The sequence below is a fragment of the Rhodococcus sp. IC4_135 genome, from assembly GCF_011602025.1.
In the GTDB taxonomy this organism is placed as follows: Bacteria; Actinomycetota; Actinomycetes; order Mycobacteriales; family Mycobacteriaceae; genus Rhodococcus_F; species Rhodococcus_F baikonurensis.
In genome coordinates this window covers 76,132-92,315 of the sequence record NZ_JAAOLG010000002.1, presented here as the reverse complement: position 1 = coordinate 92,315, position 16,184 = coordinate 76,132, and the positions used below count along the sequence as shown (strand labels likewise).

The window sequence follows — 16,184 nt, the reverse complement described above, 5'->3', positions numbered from 1 at the left end:
ACGCACGTGCTGTGTTGTTTGATCAGCTTGCGTAGGACCGCAGTTTCTCGGCGCGGTCACCGACGCGGAGCTTGCCCATGACCTCGCGCTCGATCTGACGAACCCGCTCACGGGAGAGGCCGAAGAGCTTGCCGATCTGATCGAGGGTGCGAGGCTGGCCGTCGTCGAGACCGTAGCGAAGTCGGATGACCTGCTGCTCTCGCTCGTCGAGCGTCCCGAGCACGCTGCGCACATCGCTGTGCAGCAGACCGGCGATGACGGCGTTCTCCGCCGAAGTCGCCTCGGAATCTTCGATGAAGTCGCCCAACGGCGCTTCTTCGTCGTTACCGACCGGCATGTCGAGGCTTACCGGGTCACGGCTGTGATCGAGCAGGTCCGCGATCTTGTGGGCCGGGATGCCCGACTCTTCGGCCAACTCGTCGTCGGTCGCTTCGCGTCCGAGCTGCTGGTGCAGTTCGCGCTTGATGCGTGCGAGCTTGTTCACCTGCTCCACGAGGTGGACTGGGAGCCGGATGGTGCGGCTCTGATCAGCCATTCCGCGGGTGATCGCCTGACGGATCCACCAGGTGGCGTACGTCGAGAACTTGAAGCCCTTGGCGTAGTCGAACTTCTCCATGGCACGGATGAGTCCGAGGTTGCCTTCTTGAATGAGATCGAGGAGCGGCATGCCGCGGCCGGTGTAGCGCTTGGCCAGCGACACGACGAGTCGCAGGTTCGCTTCCAGGAGGTGGCTACGCGCCGACTGTCCCTCGCGAACGATTGTTGCGAGATCCCTCTTCTTGGCGACTGTCAGGCGCTTTCCCGTGGCAAGAACGTGGCTGGCGTACAGCCCCGCTTCGATTCGCTTCGCCAGTTCGACCTCGTCTGCTGCTGTCAGCAGTGCAGTACGACCGATCCCGTTCAGGTAGACGCGGACCAGGTCTGCGGCCGGGCTCTGGGCGTCCAGATCTGCGGCGCTCGGACGAATGCGAGTAGTGGTGCTGGGGCTTGTCATGACTTGCCTCCCTATCGGCGGTCTCTCACACAGTTCAACGTGTGAGAGTTCCGGGAAAGTTCCCGTGCCGATTTCCGCTAAATCGCCGTGACCTGCAGTTATTTCCCAGTCGTCCTGAGAAGTTGCTGAGAACACAAAAATCTGCAACTCAACGGGAACTCAGTTCGTGACGGGAAGCACCAACCCGTGCCGGACGAGCGAGACCAGCAATGTGACGACGGCCTCACGTAGTTGGTCTGGGTCTTCGTCGTTCGCCGCGGCGAGAAGTTCGACCAGCTCGTCGACCACCAGTCCATCCGCTCGAAGGCCGGCCAGCAGCGCAGCGCCCAGTTCGTCGATCTCGTGTTGCCAATGCGGTCCGTTTCCGCGGTGCACGCGGGTGACGACCGGCCGCCATCCCTCGTCGCCGGGGAGATAGACGCGTTCGAGCGCGGTGTCCGAATCGAGAACGAATCGTTCCTCGAGGACGTCGTGTTCACGCAACCAGGCAAGACGGTCGAAGTATGCGAGCGCCTCGGCCCCGAGCGGGTCCGAGAAGCCGTGCATGAGGTCCTCGGCCATCAGGTCGGTGGGGGAGTCGGTGCGGCGAAGGAACACGAAACCGAAGCCGACGCCCTCCACATCGGCTTCTTCGAGGTGATCCAGCCAGGCGTTTGCTCTCGATGCCGTTTCCGGATCTCGCGGATCCTGCCCGCCGTCCTTGAGCCACGTACCGACGTACAGAGCTGGATCCGCCACGTCGCGCTGCACCACCCAGGCGTCGACGCCGTGCGACGGCAGCCACGACGCGATCCGCGAACGCCAGTCCTGTCCTTCGATGTGCACCCACGATGCCAACAGTGCTGCCGTGCCGCCGGGGTTCAGGTAGTCGATCGAGCGCGAGACCATCAATTCGCTCGCACCGTCGAGATCGAGGCCGGAATCGCGGTACGTGTGATGCACGCGTGCCTCGCCGACGACAAACGGGGGATTGGCGACCACCTGGTCGAAAGTTCGACCCTCGACAGGTTCGAACCAGGACCCTTGAAGCAGTTCGACGTCCAGTCCGTTGAGGGCCATGGTTGCTGCCGTGAGGTCGACGGCGCGTTGATTGATGTCGGTTGCGGTGACCGAATCGGCGTACGTGTTCGCGTGCAGGGCTTGGATGCCGCATCCGGTACCGAGGTCGAGCACGCTGCCGACCTTCGCGGTGGGCGTGGCCTGTAGCAAGGACAGTGACGCGTGCCCGACTCCCAGCACGTGATCGGCCGTGGCCTTCTTGGGACGGATTCCGCCGTCGAGATCCGAGATCACCCAACGATCGCCGTCGCCGACATCGATGGGACGAAGATCGACCGCGGCCCGCACGAGCGGATTCTCACTGTCGAAGTTCTCACCTTCGAGCAGACCGGCGTCGACACACTGCGCAATCGTCAGTGGAGCCAGCGCCGCGGCGACGTCGCCCGCGGGGCAGTCATCGGCGAGAAGGAACAGTCTGACGAGAACGCCCAGATCCCCGAGTTCCCGGGTGGCGCGGCGCACGGGTACCGGCTCACTTCGGCCGAGAGCGGCGTGAACTTCGGGACCCAATGCCTCGAGCATGGTTCCCGTGTCGAATCGATTGCGAAGCAGAGCCTCACGCAGCGCAGGGGTGATGGACAGGAGCGTTTCGCTTCTCACCCCGTCATTCTCGCAGGCGGAACTTGTCAGCCTTCGATGGTGTGGTGCGTCGCGGATTCGATCTCGCCTGCGGTCTTCTTTCGCCCGTCGTATCGACTCGGTTCGTCCTTGGTGCGCGGTGGTCGGTCGTTGGCGATCAGGACGGCGATCCAGGGAAGCGGAATGGATGCACCGATGATGAGCATCGAGATCCAGGCGTTGGCCCAGATGCCGTACGCGATCGCCGCGAGGATCAACGCCGGGAACCGGAAGGACATGATGATCATGTACTTGCGCACTCGGGCTTTGTGCTGTTCTTCGACGGACTGCTGCGCTTCGGTGATCAGTACGGGATTGTCGGGAGTCCCGGCCTCGTCGGACCTGCCGAACGCGCCATTTCGTGCCATGACTCCACTGTTCCACTCTCGGCCGACAATTGCACACGACCCGTGGGTCGCACCGCTGTGACGGAGACGGCATTATTGGAGGGGTGAGCACTCAAACCAAGGAACGTCCCGACGTCTCCACCGACGAAACGACCGACGACGACACCCCGAAGTTCTTCCACTACGTGAAGAAGAACAAGATCGCCGAGAGCGCCGTCATGGGAACCCATGTCGTCGCGCTGTGCGGTGAGGTGTTTCCCGTGACGAAGTCCGCCAAGCCGGGATCACCGGTGTGCCCGGACTGCAAGAAGATTTACGAAGGACTCCGTAAGGGCGACTGACCTCGGGTCACGCGAGCGGCAGTACTTCCAGAGCTCGGCGGATCGACAGCCTCGACGCAGTCGGCCGCCGGGCTTTTCGCGTCTGCCTGCGGGTTGTCGCAGTGATCCTGGTCGACGCAGGAGTTCTGTCGCGACTCCGTTTGTCTGCTGCGCGGCCGCCCGTACGAGGGGACAGTGGCCGGATCCGCTTTGTCGCCCGAGATGCGGATCGGGCTGGTGGCCAGGTGCCAGGTCAGGTTGGTGACCGGGCCGGATTCGTCATCGGTCTTCTGAGCCGCGAGCCACTCTCGCATCTGCTCCATCCGGGTGGCTCGAGCCGGCCAGAACTCCTGCACGGTCGCGTTGAACTCGGCGCCGAGCACGACGGCGAAACCGAGGAAGAACGTGAAGAGCAGAAAGGCGATCGGCGTTGCCAACGCTCCGTACGTGTAGCCGGTGCTGGTGACGAATCCCAGGTACCAGCGCAATCCGGTGCTCGCAGCCATGAAGAACACACCGGCGACCAGAGCGCCGGCGAGGAGCCGATGCCACGGCAGCGACTTCGGCAGAGCGACCTTGTAGAGCGTCGTGAGGCCGATGATCACCAGCAGGCCGACTGCGGGGTAGTAGAACGTGTCGACCAGATTCGATCCGACCACATACCAGGATGCGGGTAGTGCGCGCCCGACGAGCGTCGGGCCGAGAGCTACCAGCGGGAGGATGAACACCGCCATCACCAGGAACATCACGTAGAGCAGCAGGGCGAAGATGCGCTGCCAGATGGGATTGCGGGCATCCTGCTGACCGTGTGCCTCCACGATCGAGTCGACGAACGTACTGATCGCCGACGACCCCGCCCACAGTGAGAGCAGGAAGCCGACCGAGATGATCTCCGGTCGTCCGCGCTGGAGCACGTCCGTCACTGTCGGACGGATGATCTGGTCGACGACGCTTTCGCTGAAGATCGTCCCGCTGAACGTGACGATCTTGGATTCGATGATCTCGACGGTGTTGGGTCCGAACCACCCACCGATATAGCCGATCATTCCGAGAAGACCGAGCAGCAGAGGAGCCAGTGACAGCGTTTGCCAGAACGCGGCCGTAGCCGCCTTTCCGAAGATGGAATCGTCCCAGGCCTTGCTCAGGGTGCGACCGATCAACTGCCCGGTGCGGCGTAGCGGATGCCATCTGCGGTGGTGCAGATCACTTCCGCTCGACTTCTCGCCTCGCGCTTCACTCATGATGTCTCCAGCATCCCTGACGACACACCCGGTTGCCCAACCATGGTGCCGACGTGTCGCACATTTCTGAGACAATTCGCGTGCAGGTCGGCAGGATGCGAGAGCAGCGAAACCTCGCCGGCCGGAGTGAGAACGGCCATGAGTACGCGCTTCGAGTGCGGCTTTCGTCGGTGGCGACGGCTAGGCTCGTCGCCGGACATTGATGAAAATTCGAGGAGCGCGAGACAACAGTGCGATTCCAGTGGAGGCGCGGCCTATGACGTCTGAGACCGTGGCAGCCGAGTTCGGCAATTCGCCCGAACCCGCCGGAGCTCAATCCGCGGGAACCCAACCTGGCGCCCCTACCGGTTCCCTTCGTGCATGGCAGCGCCGTGCACTGACCAAATACCTTTCCAGCAGTCCCCGTGACTTTCTGGCAGTCGCAACTCCGGGAGCAGGTAAGACCACCTTCGCTCTGCGGGTAGCTTCGGAATTGCTCCGCGACCGGACGGTCGACCAGATAACCGTCGTGGCGCCGACCGAGCACCTCAAGCATCAGTGGGCGGAGTCCGCTCAGCGCTCCGGACTGGCATTGGACTCGCGGTTCTCCAACTCGACCGGCCAGACCTCGAGTGACTATCACGGCGTAGTGCTGACCTACGCTCAGGTTGCCTCGCACCCGTCGAAGCATCGCGTGCGCACCGAGGGCCGCAAGACGCTGGTCATCCTCGACGAGATCCATCACGGCGGCGACGCCAAGAGTTGGGGCGACGCCATTCGTGAGGCGTTCGGCGACGCGACCAGGCGTCTCGCACTGACCGGAACCCCGTTCCGCAGTGACGACAGCGCTATTCCTTTCGTCGAGTACGAGCCCGACAAGGAAGGCCTGCTCCGCTCGAAAGCCGATCACTCCTACGGATATTCGGATGCACTCAAGGACGGCGTGGTTCGACCCGTCGTGTTTCTCGCCTATTCGGGCGAAGCGCGGTGGCGAAACAACGCGGGCGAGGAATTCACGGCTCGCCTCGGCGAGCCGCTGAGCGCCGAGCAGACGACTCGCGCCTGGCGTACGGCCTTGGACCCTGCCGGGGACTGGATTCCTGCCGTGCTGCAAGCAGCAGACACCCGTTTGGCGCAGCTGCGCAGTACCGGTATGCCCGATGCCGGCGGACTTGTCATCGCAACCGACCAGACTGTCGCCCGTGAGTATGCGAAGGCGCTCACCGCGATCACCGGCGAACAACCGGCCGTCGTGCTGTCCGACGACCCCACCGCGTCCAAGCGAATCGCCGAATTCGGTGCGAGCGACCAGAAATGGATGGTCGCGGTCCGCATGGTGTCCGAGGGCGTCGACGTTCCTCGCCTGGCGGTCGGTGTGTATGCAACCAGCGCGTCCACCCCGCTGTACTTTGCTCAGGCGATCGGGCGCTTCGTGCGTTCACGGCGTAAGGGCGAAACCGCCAGCGTCTTCCTGCCGTCGGTGCCGGTGCTTCTCGACCTTGCCGCGCAGCTCGAGGCCCAGCGTGACCACGTACTCGGGAAGCCGCATCGTGAGAAGGACGGCCTCGAAGACGACCTGCTCGCCGATGCGAACAAGCAGAAGGACGAGCTGGGCGAGGAGGAGAAGGCGTTCACATCCCTGGGCGCCGACGCCGAACTCGACCAGGTGATCTACGACGGATCGTCCTTCGGTACCGCGACATTCGCCGGAAGTGACGAGGAAGCAGACTACCTCGGACTCCCCGGCCTACTCGACGCCGATCAGATGCGGGCGTTGCTGCGTCAACGTCAGCAGACGCAGGTCGAGGCCAACTCTGCCAAGGCTGCCGCCCCGCAACCGACGGCGGCAGTGGTATCCGATCGAGCGGCCACGGCAGATCAGCTCGGTGCGCTCCGCAAGGAGCTCAACGGGTTGGTGGCGATGAACGTTCACCGCACCGGTAAGCCGCACGGCATCATTCACGCGGAACTGCGCCGAGTGTGCGGCGGCCCGCCGACGGCCATCGCGACTGTCGATCAGCTGACCGAACGCATCGCGATTCTCCGCAGCTGGTAGTAGCCGATAACGCTCCTCCAGGGCCCACGAACGACAGAAGACCCCTGGACGGCAGAACGGGCGATCACAGTGAATGTGATCGCCCGTTCTGGCGTTCATGGCGCGCCTCGTGAAGAGGCCACCCCCGGCTGACAGGTCAGATTGCGGGTTCGCTTTCGGAGACGACGGCATTCATCTCGCGAAGTCGATCCGCGTGTTCGGTTGCGTGGTGTCCACAGAAGAGAAGCTCGCCGCCGGTGGGAAGCACAGCGCGTACGCGTGCTCCGGCACCGCACCGGTCGCACCGGTCGGCAGCGGTCAACTGTGGGCTGGTCAGTGTTCCGGGCATGACTCCTCCGTACTGGCTTTGCGGCATTCGGGCCGCGTGCCTGGGGCCTGGTCCGCCGCGTCGGAATGGCGCGGTAGATCCACTCTTACAGACGTTTGGGGTTTACGGGTTGTTCCCGAAGGCGTTTCTTAGTGTTGTGTCTCACTGGAAATGCGCTGGGCAGGCATTCTCCGGTGAAGATTGTTCGCTGACAGCTGATTCGGATCGCCGACCTCAGCCCGATATTCTGGGCTGATGAACCCGGGACGCGAACCACTTGTCGACGCGAGCGTCGAGTTGCTCCACATGTGCACGCGCGAGGAATGGGCGCGGGCACAACAGATCGGTGAACGCATCCCCGACGGATTCGAGGCCGAGGGCTTTGTTCACATGTCGACTCCGGCGCAAGTTCATCTCCCGGCGAATCGGATCTTCGCCGGCCGGGACGACATCGTGCTTCTCGCCATCGATCCGGCCTTGCTCGGCGGTGAGGTGAAGTACGAACCAGGTGTTCCCTCGGACCCGGAATCGATGCGATTCCCGCATTTGTACGCCCCGATTCCGGCCGCAGCCGTCACCGCTGTCGTCGAGTATCTTCCGGACGCGAACGGCGTGTTTGCGTCGGTTCGGTAGTTCGCCGATTCGCCCGCCGTGGACTGCGTTCGGCGGATTACGGCCCTCACGCGATGCGGGTCGCCGATCGGCGCTACCGTTGGTATATGAACGTAGAAGTCACCCCACTACCGGGGATCGGGACGCGCAAGGATTTTGTTCTGTCTTCCGGTCGTCGCGTGGGTGTCGTCACCCATCGGGACGGTCATACCGATCTCATCGTGTCCAAGGCAGACGACCCTGACGCGTGTGCTGCCTCACTGCCTCTGACCACCGAGGAAGCGGCAGCGCTCAGCAATCTCCTGGGTGCCCCACAGCTGGTTGCACAGCTCGAAGAAGAGCACCGTGACCTTCCGGGAATTCGAACCAAACAGCTCTACATAAAGGACGGGTCGCGCTACGACGGGCAGACACTCGGGGACACCGGCATGCGCACCCGTACCGGGGTCTCCATCGTCGCCGTCATGCGCGCGGGACAGGTGAGCCCGTCGCCGAACCCCGACTTCACCTTCACCGGGGGAGACCTCCTCGTCGCAGTCGGAACGCCGGACGGTTTGGCCGCAGCGGCAAAAATCTTGGCCAACGGCTGACTGGCGCGTGGACACAACCACCCTCGCACTGATCGAACTCGGCGCGGTCTTCTTCGCGCTCGGACTGCTCGGACGGCTCGCTGCTCGCGTCGGCATGTCGCCGATCCCGTTTTATCTGATCGGCGGCCTGTGCTTCGGACAGGGCGGTTTCATCCAGCTCGGCGACATCGGCGAGTTCTCCCATCTGGCAAGTGAGATCGGGATCGTCCTGCTCTTGCTGCTGTTGGGGCTCGAATACACGGCGGCCGAGCTCGTCACCGGTCTCAAACGCTCACGGGTAGCGGGCATCGTCGACATCGTCCTCAATGCGACTCCCGGCGCGGTGGTCGGCTTGATTCTCGGCTGGGGCGTCGTGGGGGCGACGGTCATGGCCGGCGTCACCTACATCTCGTCTTCGGGAATCATCGCCAAGGTGCTCAGCGACCTGGGGCGCCTCGGCAACCGCGAAACACCGGTCGTGCTGTCGATTCTGGTGTTCGAAGACCTGGCGATGGCGCTGTACCTGCCGATTCTGACCGCAATGCTGGCGGGCGTCAGCTTCATGGGCGGGCTCGAAGCGGTCGGAATCTCGTTGCTGGTCATCACCGTGGTTCTCGTTGTGGCTCTGCGATACGGACGGTACGTCTCCGCGCTCCTCGACAGCCCCGACAGCGAGACGCTGCTGCTCAAGCTGCTCGGTGCCGCACTGTTGGTTGCCGGTATCAGCTCTGCGATGCAGGTGTCGGCGGCGGTGGGTGCGTTCCTCCTCGGAATCGCGATCTCGGGATCGACGGCGCACAACGCCAGTCGCGTGCTCGAGCCCCTACGAGATCTGTTCGCCGCGATGTTCTTCGTGGTCTTCGGTCTCAACACCGATCCCAGTTCCATTCCGCCCGTCCTCGGGTGGGCGGCGATTCTGGCCGTCGTCACCGCGATCACGAAGCTGATCACCGGAGCCTGGGCGGCCAGACGTCAGGGTGTCGCGCGAATGGGTCAGGCGCGTGCCGGTGCTGCCCTGATCGCCCGCGGTGAGTTCTCCATCATCATCGCCGGGCTGGCGGTGTCCGCGGGTGCCGTCGACGCCGAACTTGCCGCATTGGCAACGGCTTACGTGCTCTTGATGGCCGTGATCGGTCCGGTGGCGGCAAGAGTTATCGAACCCGTTGCCTCGTTGTACATCAAGGTTCGTACGAAGTCCTGAATGCGGCCCTATTCTGTCCGGATGTCGAACAGAATCGCCCGTCCCGCCGCGACAGTCCTGTGCGCGGTGATCCTCTCGTGCGCTCCGGTACCGGCGCTTGCCGGTGGAATTCCCACGCTCGAACAAGCCGGACCCTCAGCTGCGCAGGTTGCCGCGGATCGATCGCTGCACCTCGAGGGTGCGTCGAACGCGCGTGACATCGGCGGCTACGTCACCGAGGACGGGCAGACCGTTCGGTGGGGGAAGGTGTTTCGCTCGAATGCCCTAGACAAGCTGACACCGTCGGATCTCGCGTCGTTGAGCGAACGCGGAGTGGAATCGGTCGACGACTTCCGCACAGTCGTCGAACGGACGCTCTCGCAGGGCCGTATTCCGAGCGGAGCGCGAAGCAACTGGTTCGACGTCGTCGGAACCAACCCCGCCAACCTCCCGGCGCTGGTGGACATGCCGACGATGTACGCGTTGATGGTGACCGATCCGGGGGCGAGCCGCGCATTCCACGACGCACTGGTGAACGTCGCGGACACTGACGGTGCAGTCCTCTACCACTGCTCGGCGGGCAAGGACCGTACCGGCTGGATGACTGCAGTTCTCCTGACCGTCCTAGGCGTGAGCCGCTCGGATGTGAATTCCGATTACATGCTCAGCAATCAGTACCTCACCGGACCTCGCACGGGGAGCGCGTTCATCGACGGCGTCGAACAGTCCTGGCTGGACACGTCTTTCGCCACGGTGGATCGGGTGTACGGCAACTTCGACAACTACGTCCGGGACGGTCTGCAGTTGAGCGAGGACGATATCGCACAACTCCGGGACACACTCTTGGTCTGAGGCGGCAAACGCAGAAGAGCCGCTCTCCGGAAATCCGGAGAGCGGCTCTTCTGCGCGTAACTGGTGTGACTAGTCGAGGTAGTCGCGCAGAACCTGCGAACGCGACGGGTGGCGCAGCTTCGACATCGTCTTCGATTCGATCTGGCGGATACGCTCACGCGTGACGCCGTAGACCTGTCCGATTTCGTCTAAAGTCCTCGGCTGACCGTCGGTGAGACCGAAGCGGAGGCGAACCACGCCGGCTTCGCGCTCGGACAGCGTCTCGAGTACCGACTGCAGCTGATCCTGCAGCAAGGTGAACGAGACGGCGTCGACTGCGACTACAGCTTCGGAGTCCTCGATGAAGTCACCGAGCTGGCTGTCGCCCTCGTCGCCGATGGTCTGGTCGAGAGAGATCGGCTCACGCGCGTACTGCTGGATTTCCAGCACCTTTTCCGGCGTGATGTCCATTTCCTTGGCGAGCTCTTCCGGCGTGGGCTCACGGCCCAGGTCCTGGAGAAGCTCACGCTGGATACGGCCGAGCTTGTTGATGACCTCGACCATGTGCACCGGGATGCGGATGGTGCGAGCCTGGTCGGCCATTGCGCGGGTGATGGCCTGACGGATCCACCACGTGGCGTAGGTCGAGAACTTGTAACCCTTGGTGTAGTCGAACTTCTCGACTGCACGGATCAGACCGAGGTTGCCTTCCTGGATGAGGTCCAGGAACGCCATGCCACGGCCCGTGTAGCGCTTGGCCAGCGAGACGACCAGGCGAAGGTTGGCCTCGAGGAGGTGGTTCTTGGCACGGTTGCCGTCGCGGCAGATCCAGCTCATGTCGCGTCGCTGAGCCGCAGGCAACTTCTCGCCCTTGTCGGCGAGGTCCTGCATGATCTGCACAGCGTAGAGGCCTGCTTCGATGCGCTTGGCCAGTTCGACTTCCTCTTCGGCGTTGAGGAGTGCGACCTTGCCGATCTGCTTGAGGTAAGCGCGAACCGAGTCGGCGGACGCCGTCAGTTCGGCATCCTTGCGTGCCTGACGGAGAGCTTCGGACTCTTCCTCGTCCCAGACGAAGTCGCCGGAAGCCTTGTCCTTCTCGGACGGCTCTGCAGCGGTCTCCTCGTCTTCGCCGACTGCTACGACCTCGACGACATCGGACTCGACCTCGGCAAGGTCGCCGTCCGTGATGTCGATGTCTTCCAACTCGACATCGCCGTCTTCGGCGTCAGGATCGCCGGCCTTCTTGGGGCTGGCCTTCTTAGCTGCTGCCTTCTTGGCCGGAGCTTTCTTGGCCGGAGCCTTCTTTGCTGCTGCCTTCTTGGCGGGGGCCTTTTTCGCCGGAGCCTTCTTGGCTGCCGGAGCGGTGACGGTGGCCGCCTCCACGGCTGGAGATTGTGGCTCTGACTCTGATGGAGAATCAGCAGTCTGACGTGTATCGGTGGCTGCCACGTACGCCCTTTCGTGACGGTGTCGTGCGGCGTCACGCCAGAGTGGTGATCCGGCGGAGAGGTCAATGGTTGTTGGCCGGCGCGCAGCCGGACTTCACCATTGTAACGACTCTCAGGAAACTCTTACGTCACGGCGGGCCGTAACAGGTAGATTTTCCGCTTTTCACGTGCGGGTTTTCTCATCCGGCGACGGGAGCCGGCCTGGTCAATCCGACCGACGCGAGTGCAGCTCCGGCAATTCCCGCAGTGTTCAGAAGGGTGGCGGGGACGACCTTCGTGCGGTTGGTCAGATGCGGAATCCACTTCTCGTGTTTGCGGCTGATGCCGCCGCCGGCGATGAAGAGGTCGGGCCAGAGCAGGTTCTCGAAGGTGGTCAGAACTCGTGAGACCTCGACCGCCCACTCCTTGTAGCTCCAGTCCTTCTTTTCCTTCACCGACGAGGCCGCTCGATGCTCGGCTTCCTTGCCGTCGACCTCGAGGTGACCGAACTCGGTGTTGGGCAACAGAACTCCGTTGTGCAACACGGCAGATCCGATTCCGGTGCCGAAGGTCAAGAGGATCACGACGCCGGAGGTGTCCTTGCCCGCCCCGAAGGAGTCCTCGGCGATTCCGGCAGCGTCGGCGTCGTTGAGGACGGTGACCTCGCGGCCGCCCAGGGCTTTGCTGAAGAGCGCGGCCGCGTCGGTGTCGATCCAGGACTTGTCGATGTTCGCAGCGCTGCGCGCGACGCCGCCGGTCACGACAGCGGGCAAGGTGATGCCGACCGGACCGGTCCACTCGGCCTGCGCGACGATCTCGGCCACAGTGCCCGCGATCGCATCGGGAGTGGACGGCTGCGGGGTCAGGATCTTGATGCGGTCACCGATCATTTCTCCGGTGCTCAGGTCGATCGTGCCGCCCTTGACGCCGCTGCCGCCGACATCGATCCCGAAACCTGTGGTTGTCATCGTCCTGCGCTCCTGAGTGTCGAATTCGAGGTCACGATCTACCGTTGCAAACACTAACCCGAACAAGGACCCGGGCGCGTGCGACTCGAGGCGTTCGAGTGGTGCCCCTCGGTAGAGATGTGTTGCGATGGTCCGGTGCGCCCTTCAGAAAGAACGTTGCCCGACTTTTCCTCCGATTCTCTGAATCCCGCACACTTGCGGGCAGTTGCCGTAGCCGTCGCCGAACGCGCAGCCGAACACGTCCGCTCGCGTCGGCCCGAGGTATTCGGCCTGGTGGGTTCCGGTGCCGCCGAGGGTGGTTCGGTTGCTGCGAAGAGCACCCCCACCGATCCCGTCACGGTGGTCGACACCGAAACCGAGCAGGTGATTCGCGATCTTCTGGCGCAATTGCGGCCTGCAGATTCGATCTTGGGTGAGGAAGGTGGCGGAGACACCGACGATTCCGCGGGAGTTCGATGGGTCGTCGATCCCATCGACGGCACGGTGAATTTTCTCTACGGAATCCCCGCGTTCGCCATTTCGGTGGCCGTGCAGATCGACGGAATCTCGGTGGCCGGCGCTGTGGTCGACGTGTCGATGGAAACAACGTATTCCGCGCATCGGGGCGGCGGTGCAACCATGACAACGGCCGACGGCGTCGCCAGCGACCTACGAGCCAATGAGGTGACCGAACTGTCAATGGCGCTGTTGGCCACCGGTTTCGGTTACGGAGCGGATCGCCGGAAGGTACAGGGCGCGTTGATCGGGCAGATCCTGCCGCAGGTTCGCGACATCCGACGCATCGGTTCGGCTGCTTTGGATCTGTGCATGGTGGCCACCGGCCGGGTCGACGCCCACTTCGAGCACGGACTGAGTCCGTGGGACTGGGCAGCGGGCTCGCTGATCGCTTCCGAAGCGGGAGCTGTCATCAACGTCCCGGCGGCGGATTCCACTTCCGCAGACGGCGATGTCGTCTACGCGGTGGCTCCGGCAATTGCCGAGCAGTTCGCCGGCATGCTCAGTTCGATCGGTGCGGATCAGCCGATTCCGAGCTGAGGGCTCGTCAGCAGCGTGCGGTGCGGGCCGCTTTGAGCAGCGCGATGTCCATCGGGGCGACCTCGGCGTTCGCGGGCTGCTCGGCCAGGGCATGCAGGATGGCGGTGGCGTCGGTGTTGGGGGTGAGGGCGCCCTTGTTGTAGGTGCCGAGAGCCAGGTCGACTGTGTCGTCGCCGCGACCGTCCTGGACCAGTTCGGCACAGGGGGCGACCAGCCAGACGGAACTGGCGGCGGCGAGGCCGTTCGCTCCGAAACGGATCTGACCCTGGCACTCCATGTTCTGGTCGACGTAGACGGGGTCGTTTCCGACCTGAACGTCCGGCGCGCTGGAGAAGCCGAATTCGCTCAGTTGCGCCGCCACCTGGGCCGCCTGACCGTGTTCACCGTTGGCGTTGAACACGCGAACCTTGGTGGCCGCCAGGGGAGCGGGGTCGACGTCGAGCAGCTTCGACCGGTCGACGACGGTTCCCAACGGCAGTGGCGCCGCTGCCGACGGATCGGAGGAAGGCTGCGGGAGGTTGCAGGCCACGGTGTCACTGACTTCGGCCTCGGCGCTCAGGATGCGAACCCACAACACACTGCCGATCAATGCGAGTACCGCGAACACGGCGATCACCGGCCACGCACGCCGACGGCGGAACGGACGTCCCTGGTCATCGGTAGAGCTGCCTTCGGTGATCAGAGAAACCACGGTATCCCTCGACTTTCTTGACGAAACTTCTACTTCGCCATCGGGCCGAGCGGTGCCGGCATGACGTTCGGTGCCTACCTTAGAGGGCATGTGTGACGACACAGCCGAAGCGAGGCTCGACGCGTCGAACTGCTGTCGATCGCCCACCGCCAGTTGGCCGATTACCGGCCTGTTTCTACCCGGATTCGGCCCGAAAACATCGCCGAAAGGTCACAGCTTGCTCTTGCCTTGGTGACAATTCGCAGTCATTTTTCGGAAATTTCCGATTCGGTTACTACTTTCGTGCTCACGTCGGCTACTGTCTGGCGGCCCAGGTCGTTCAACTGGGCATCGGCAGGACGCCGAAATGACAACCAAATGAGGCGCAGATCACGTTCTCGGAAGGAACTTCCGGGCACTAATTCCAGTCCTGCAGCGTTATGCAGCGACAGGGAATGATCTGGATGCCACGGCGGTTTCCATGCGCATCAAGGATCTACCGGATTCTCGGCGCACACGGGACCGGGATACACGAAGAGGATGGGGTAGACGAGATGGCAACTGACTACGACGCACCGAGGCGTACAGAGTCCGACGAGGTTTCGGAGGACTCGCTCGAGGAGCTGAAGGCGCGACGCAACGAAGCGCAGTCAGCCGTCGTCGACATCGACGAGACGGACACCGCGGAGTCCTTCGAGCTGCCGGGTGCCGACCTTTCCGGCGAGGAACTCTCGGTTCGAGTGGTTCCGAAGCAGGCAGACGAGTTCACATGTTCGAGCTGCTTCCTGGTTCATCACCGCAGCCGCCTGGCCAGTGATGCCAACGGACAGCTCGTGTGCATGGACTGCGCTGCCTGATCTCCCTTCCCGGTGGTCGACCCGTCAGCTCGAGGGTCGACCAAGGGTCGGGCAGTGCTGCTTTGCTGTGACCGCGCTGGTCAGCGATCCAGCGCAGCCAGCAGATCAGCGGGACGACGTGTGCTCACCAACCAGTACGGCGTGGGATCCTCCGGGTCGTCGAGCACGATCAACACCATTGTCTTGACCCAGGGGCGATGTTGGACGAACGCCGACGGATCGAGTTGGCGCCCCATCGCCGCACTCTTCGCGGATGCCGGCACTGCTGCCGCCCGCGAAATCAGTTCGACCGGCAGGTGGGCTCTACCCACGTGCAGTTCTTTCACCCCTGCTGTCTCGACCACCTCGACGCGCATCCGGCTGAGCCAGAATGCCGCCCAGATCGGGATGGGGAGCAGCACGACGTAGGCCAGGTACGAGAGGAGTCCCGGGCGGCCCATGTGGACCTCGGCCGCGAGGAGTCCGGCTACGGCCAGCCCGGCGATCCACCACCAGATCGGCACCCACAGGCGCTCGGAGTACAGCGTCGTGGACGGGGGCGTTGTGGTGGCGACGTCAGGTCGAGATGTTTCGGGCACCTGTCAAGGATAGTCCGTCGCTACGAGTAGTCTTGGCCCACGTGAGCGACCATCTCTCCATCGCCTTGAAGCGACTGGATCCAGACCTGCCCGTTCCACAGCGTGCGCATCCCGGAGATGCGGGTGTGGATCTGTGCTCCACCAGCGACGTCACCATCGAACCCGGCCATAGAACACTGGTCGGAACGGGGATCGCGATCGCGTTGCCGATGGGCACCGTCGGGTTGATCCATCCGCGTTCCGGACTCGCCGCCAAATCGGGACTGTCGATCGTGAATGCACCCGGAACCGTGGACGCGGGATACCGGGGCGAACTCAAGGTCTGCTTGATCAATCTCGATCCGGCCACAGCCATCGACATCCGCCGCGGTGACCGAATCGCTCAGCTCGTGGTTCAACGAGTCGAACTCCCTGTTTTCGAGGAAGTCGAGTCGCTGGACGGCACGACCAGAGGAACCGGAGGCTACGGTTCCAGCGGCGGTCACGCGATACTCGATACCGATGCGCCTGGCGCGGTAGTCGGAGAGGGAGTCTGA

18 protein-coding genes are annotated in these 16,184 nt (G+C 63.5%); 9 read left to right on the top strand and 9 right to left on the bottom strand.

Annotation, left to right across the window (positions count from 1 at the left end; all coding sequences use genetic code 11):
• Window positions 1-22 precede the first annotated feature (22 nt).
• The 3 genes from G8767_RS05255 to G8767_RS05245 form a co-directional block, all read right to left on the bottom strand.
• Entirely contained in the window at window positions 23-994 is a 972-nt protein-coding gene (locus tag G8767_RS05255) for a sigma-70 family RNA polymerase sigma factor (protein WP_003942639.1), read from the bottom strand.
• Between the two features lie 159 nt (window positions 995-1,153).
• Complete coding sequence (locus G8767_RS05250; protein ID WP_095970539.1) at window positions 1,154-2,653, bottom strand: methyltransferase; 1,500 nt, start codon at window positions 2,651-2,653, stop codon at window positions 1,154-1,156.
• A gap of 26 nt (window positions 2,654-2,679) precedes the next feature.
• Window positions 2,680-3,039 carry a DUF3099 domain-containing protein gene (locus tag G8767_RS05245; RefSeq protein ID WP_003942638.1) on the bottom strand — a complete coding sequence of 120 codons (360 nt, stop codon included), beginning with the start codon at window positions 3,037-3,039 and terminating at the stop codon, window positions 2,680-2,682.
• An 83-nt stretch (window positions 3,040-3,122) separates the two neighbouring features.
• Here G8767_RS05245 and G8767_RS05240 point away from each other — a divergent pair, with 83 nt between their 5' ends.
• A complete protein-coding gene (locus G8767_RS05240) occupies window positions 3,123-3,359 on the top strand; it encodes a DUF3039 domain-containing protein (RefSeq protein ID WP_003942602.1) in 237 nt (78 codons plus the stop codon).
• Here the strand turns inward: G8767_RS05240 and G8767_RS05235 are convergent.
• Window positions 3,332-4,579, bottom strand: a complete 1,248-nt coding sequence (locus tag G8767_RS05235; protein WP_124569735.1) for a YihY/virulence factor BrkB family protein — start codon at window positions 4,577-4,579, stop codon at window positions 3,332-3,334. The genes G8767_RS05240 and G8767_RS05235 overlap by 28 nt on opposite strands.
• 256 nt (window positions 4,580-4,835) lie before the next feature.
• Between G8767_RS05235 and G8767_RS05230 the strand changes: the two genes are divergently transcribed.
• Window positions 4,836-6,614 (top strand): DEAD/DEAH box helicase, encoded by a 1,779-nt coding sequence (locus tag G8767_RS05230; RefSeq protein ID WP_020907558.1) that lies wholly within the window; start codon window positions 4,836-4,838, stop codon window positions 6,612-6,614.
• Window positions 6,615-6,750: 136 nt separating this feature from the next.
• On the opposite strand, the gene G8767_RS05225 is transcribed toward G8767_RS05230, so the two are convergent.
• Window positions 6,751-6,942 (bottom strand): hypothetical protein, encoded by a 192-nt coding sequence (locus G8767_RS05225; RefSeq protein ID WP_003942643.1) that lies wholly within the window; start codon window positions 6,940-6,942, stop codon window positions 6,751-6,753.
• A 234-nt stretch (window positions 6,943-7,176) separates the two neighbouring features.
• On the opposite strand from G8767_RS05225, the gene G8767_RS05220 reads away from it, so the two are divergent.
• From G8767_RS05220 to G8767_RS05205, 4 genes are all read left to right on the top strand, one after another.
• Window positions 7,177-7,554: a DUF952 domain-containing protein gene (locus tag G8767_RS05220; protein WP_166809546.1), complete on the top strand. Its 378-nt coding sequence runs from the start codon at window positions 7,177-7,179 to the stop codon at window positions 7,552-7,554.
• An 86-nt stretch (window positions 7,555-7,640) separates the two neighbouring features.
• Window positions 7,641-8,123, top strand: coding sequence for a cation:proton antiporter regulatory subunit (locus tag G8767_RS05215; protein ID WP_021344116.1), 483 nt, complete (start codon window positions 7,641-7,643; stop codon window positions 8,121-8,123).
• A gap of 7 nt (window positions 8,124-8,130) precedes the next feature.
• Complete coding sequence (locus G8767_RS05210; protein WP_003943778.1) at window positions 8,131-9,303, top strand: cation:proton antiporter; 1,173 nt, start codon at window positions 8,131-8,133, stop codon at window positions 9,301-9,303.
• Window positions 9,304-9,324: 21 nt separating this feature from the next.
• Window positions 9,325-10,134 (top strand): tyrosine-protein phosphatase, encoded by an 810-nt coding sequence (locus G8767_RS05205; RefSeq protein ID WP_166809545.1) that lies wholly within the window; start codon window positions 9,325-9,327, stop codon window positions 10,132-10,134.
• A 69-nt stretch (window positions 10,135-10,203) separates the two neighbouring features.
• Here the strand turns inward: G8767_RS05205 and G8767_RS05200 are convergent, their stop codons facing one another.
• Window positions 10,204-11,562 (bottom strand): RNA polymerase sigma factor, encoded by a 1,359-nt coding sequence (locus tag G8767_RS05200; RefSeq protein WP_019748245.1) that lies wholly within the window; start codon window positions 11,560-11,562, stop codon window positions 10,204-10,206.
• Between the two features lie 178 nt (window positions 11,563-11,740).
• Window positions 11,741-12,508: a polyphosphate--glucose phosphotransferase gene (ppgK, locus tag G8767_RS05195; protein ID WP_095970734.1), complete on the bottom strand. Its 768-nt coding sequence runs from the start codon at window positions 12,506-12,508 to the stop codon at window positions 11,741-11,743.
• A gap of 156 nt (window positions 12,509-12,664) precedes the next feature.
• Between ppgK and G8767_RS05190 the strand changes: the two genes are divergently transcribed.
• Window positions 12,665-13,543, top strand: a complete 879-nt coding sequence (locus tag G8767_RS05190) for an inositol monophosphatase family protein (protein WP_095970535.1) — start codon at window positions 12,665-12,667, stop codon at window positions 13,541-13,543.
• Between the two features lie 7 nt (window positions 13,544-13,550).
• Here the strand turns inward: G8767_RS05190 and cei are convergent, their stop codons facing one another.
• Window positions 13,551-14,234, bottom strand: a complete 684-nt coding sequence (cei, locus tag G8767_RS05185; protein ID WP_003942618.1) for an envelope integrity protein Cei — start codon at window positions 14,232-14,234, stop codon at window positions 13,551-13,553.
• Window positions 14,235-14,767: 533 nt separating this feature from the next.
• Between cei and G8767_RS05180 the strand changes: the two genes are divergently transcribed.
• Window positions 14,768-15,070, top strand: a complete 303-nt coding sequence (locus G8767_RS05180; RefSeq protein ID WP_003942593.1) for a DUF4193 domain-containing protein — start codon at window positions 14,768-14,770, stop codon at window positions 15,068-15,070.
• Between the two features lie 80 nt (window positions 15,071-15,150).
• On the opposite strand, the gene G8767_RS05175 is transcribed toward G8767_RS05180, so the two are convergent.
• Complete coding sequence (locus tag G8767_RS05175) at window positions 15,151-15,648, bottom strand: DUF3093 domain-containing protein (RefSeq protein ID WP_075833062.1); 498 nt, start codon at window positions 15,646-15,648, stop codon at window positions 15,151-15,153.
• A gap of 41 nt (window positions 15,649-15,689) precedes the next feature.
• Between G8767_RS05175 and dut the strand changes: the two genes are divergently transcribed.
• Window positions 15,690-16,184: a dUTP diphosphatase gene (gene dut, locus G8767_RS05170; protein ID WP_166809544.1), complete on the top strand. Its 495-nt coding sequence runs from the start codon at window positions 15,690-15,692 to the stop codon at window positions 16,182-16,184.

What these genes read in the sequence shown, in the direction of transcription:
- G8767_RS05255 (WP_003942639.1), bottom strand. Translation starts at nt 994, where the DNA reads ATGACAAGCCCCAGCACCACTACTCGCATTCGTCCGAGCGCCGCAGAT.
- G8767_RS05245 (WP_003942638.1), bottom strand. Translation starts at nt 3,039, where the DNA reads ATGGCACGAAATGGCGCGTTCGGCAGGTCCGACGAGGCCGGGACTCCC.
- G8767_RS05235 (WP_124569735.1), bottom strand. Translation starts at nt 4,579, where the DNA reads ATGAGTGAAGCGCGAGGCGAGAAGTCGAGCGGAAGTGATCTGCACCAC.
- G8767_RS05230 (WP_020907558.1), top strand. Translation starts at nt 4,836, where the DNA reads ATGACGTCTGAGACCGTGGCAGCCGAGTTCGGCAATTCGCCCGAACCC.
- G8767_RS05225 (WP_003942643.1), bottom strand. Translation starts at nt 6,942, where the DNA reads ATGCCCGGAACACTGACCAGCCCACAGTTGACCGCTGCCGACCGGTGC.
- G8767_RS05220 (WP_166809546.1), top strand. Translation starts at nt 7,177, where the DNA reads ATGAACCCGGGACGCGAACCACTTGTCGACGCGAGCGTCGAGTTGCTC.
- G8767_RS05215 (WP_021344116.1), top strand. Translation starts at nt 7,641, where the DNA reads ATGAACGTAGAAGTCACCCCACTACCGGGGATCGGGACGCGCAAGGAT.
- G8767_RS05205 (WP_166809545.1), top strand. Translation starts at nt 9,325, where the DNA reads ATGTCGAACAGAATCGCCCGTCCCGCCGCGACAGTCCTGTGCGCGGTG.
- ppgK (WP_095970734.1), bottom strand. Translation starts at nt 12,508, where the DNA reads ATGACAACCACAGGTTTCGGGATCGATGTCGGCGGCAGCGGCGTCAAG.
- G8767_RS05180 (WP_003942593.1), top strand. Translation starts at nt 14,768, where the DNA reads ATGGCAACTGACTACGACGCACCGAGGCGTACAGAGTCCGACGAGGTT.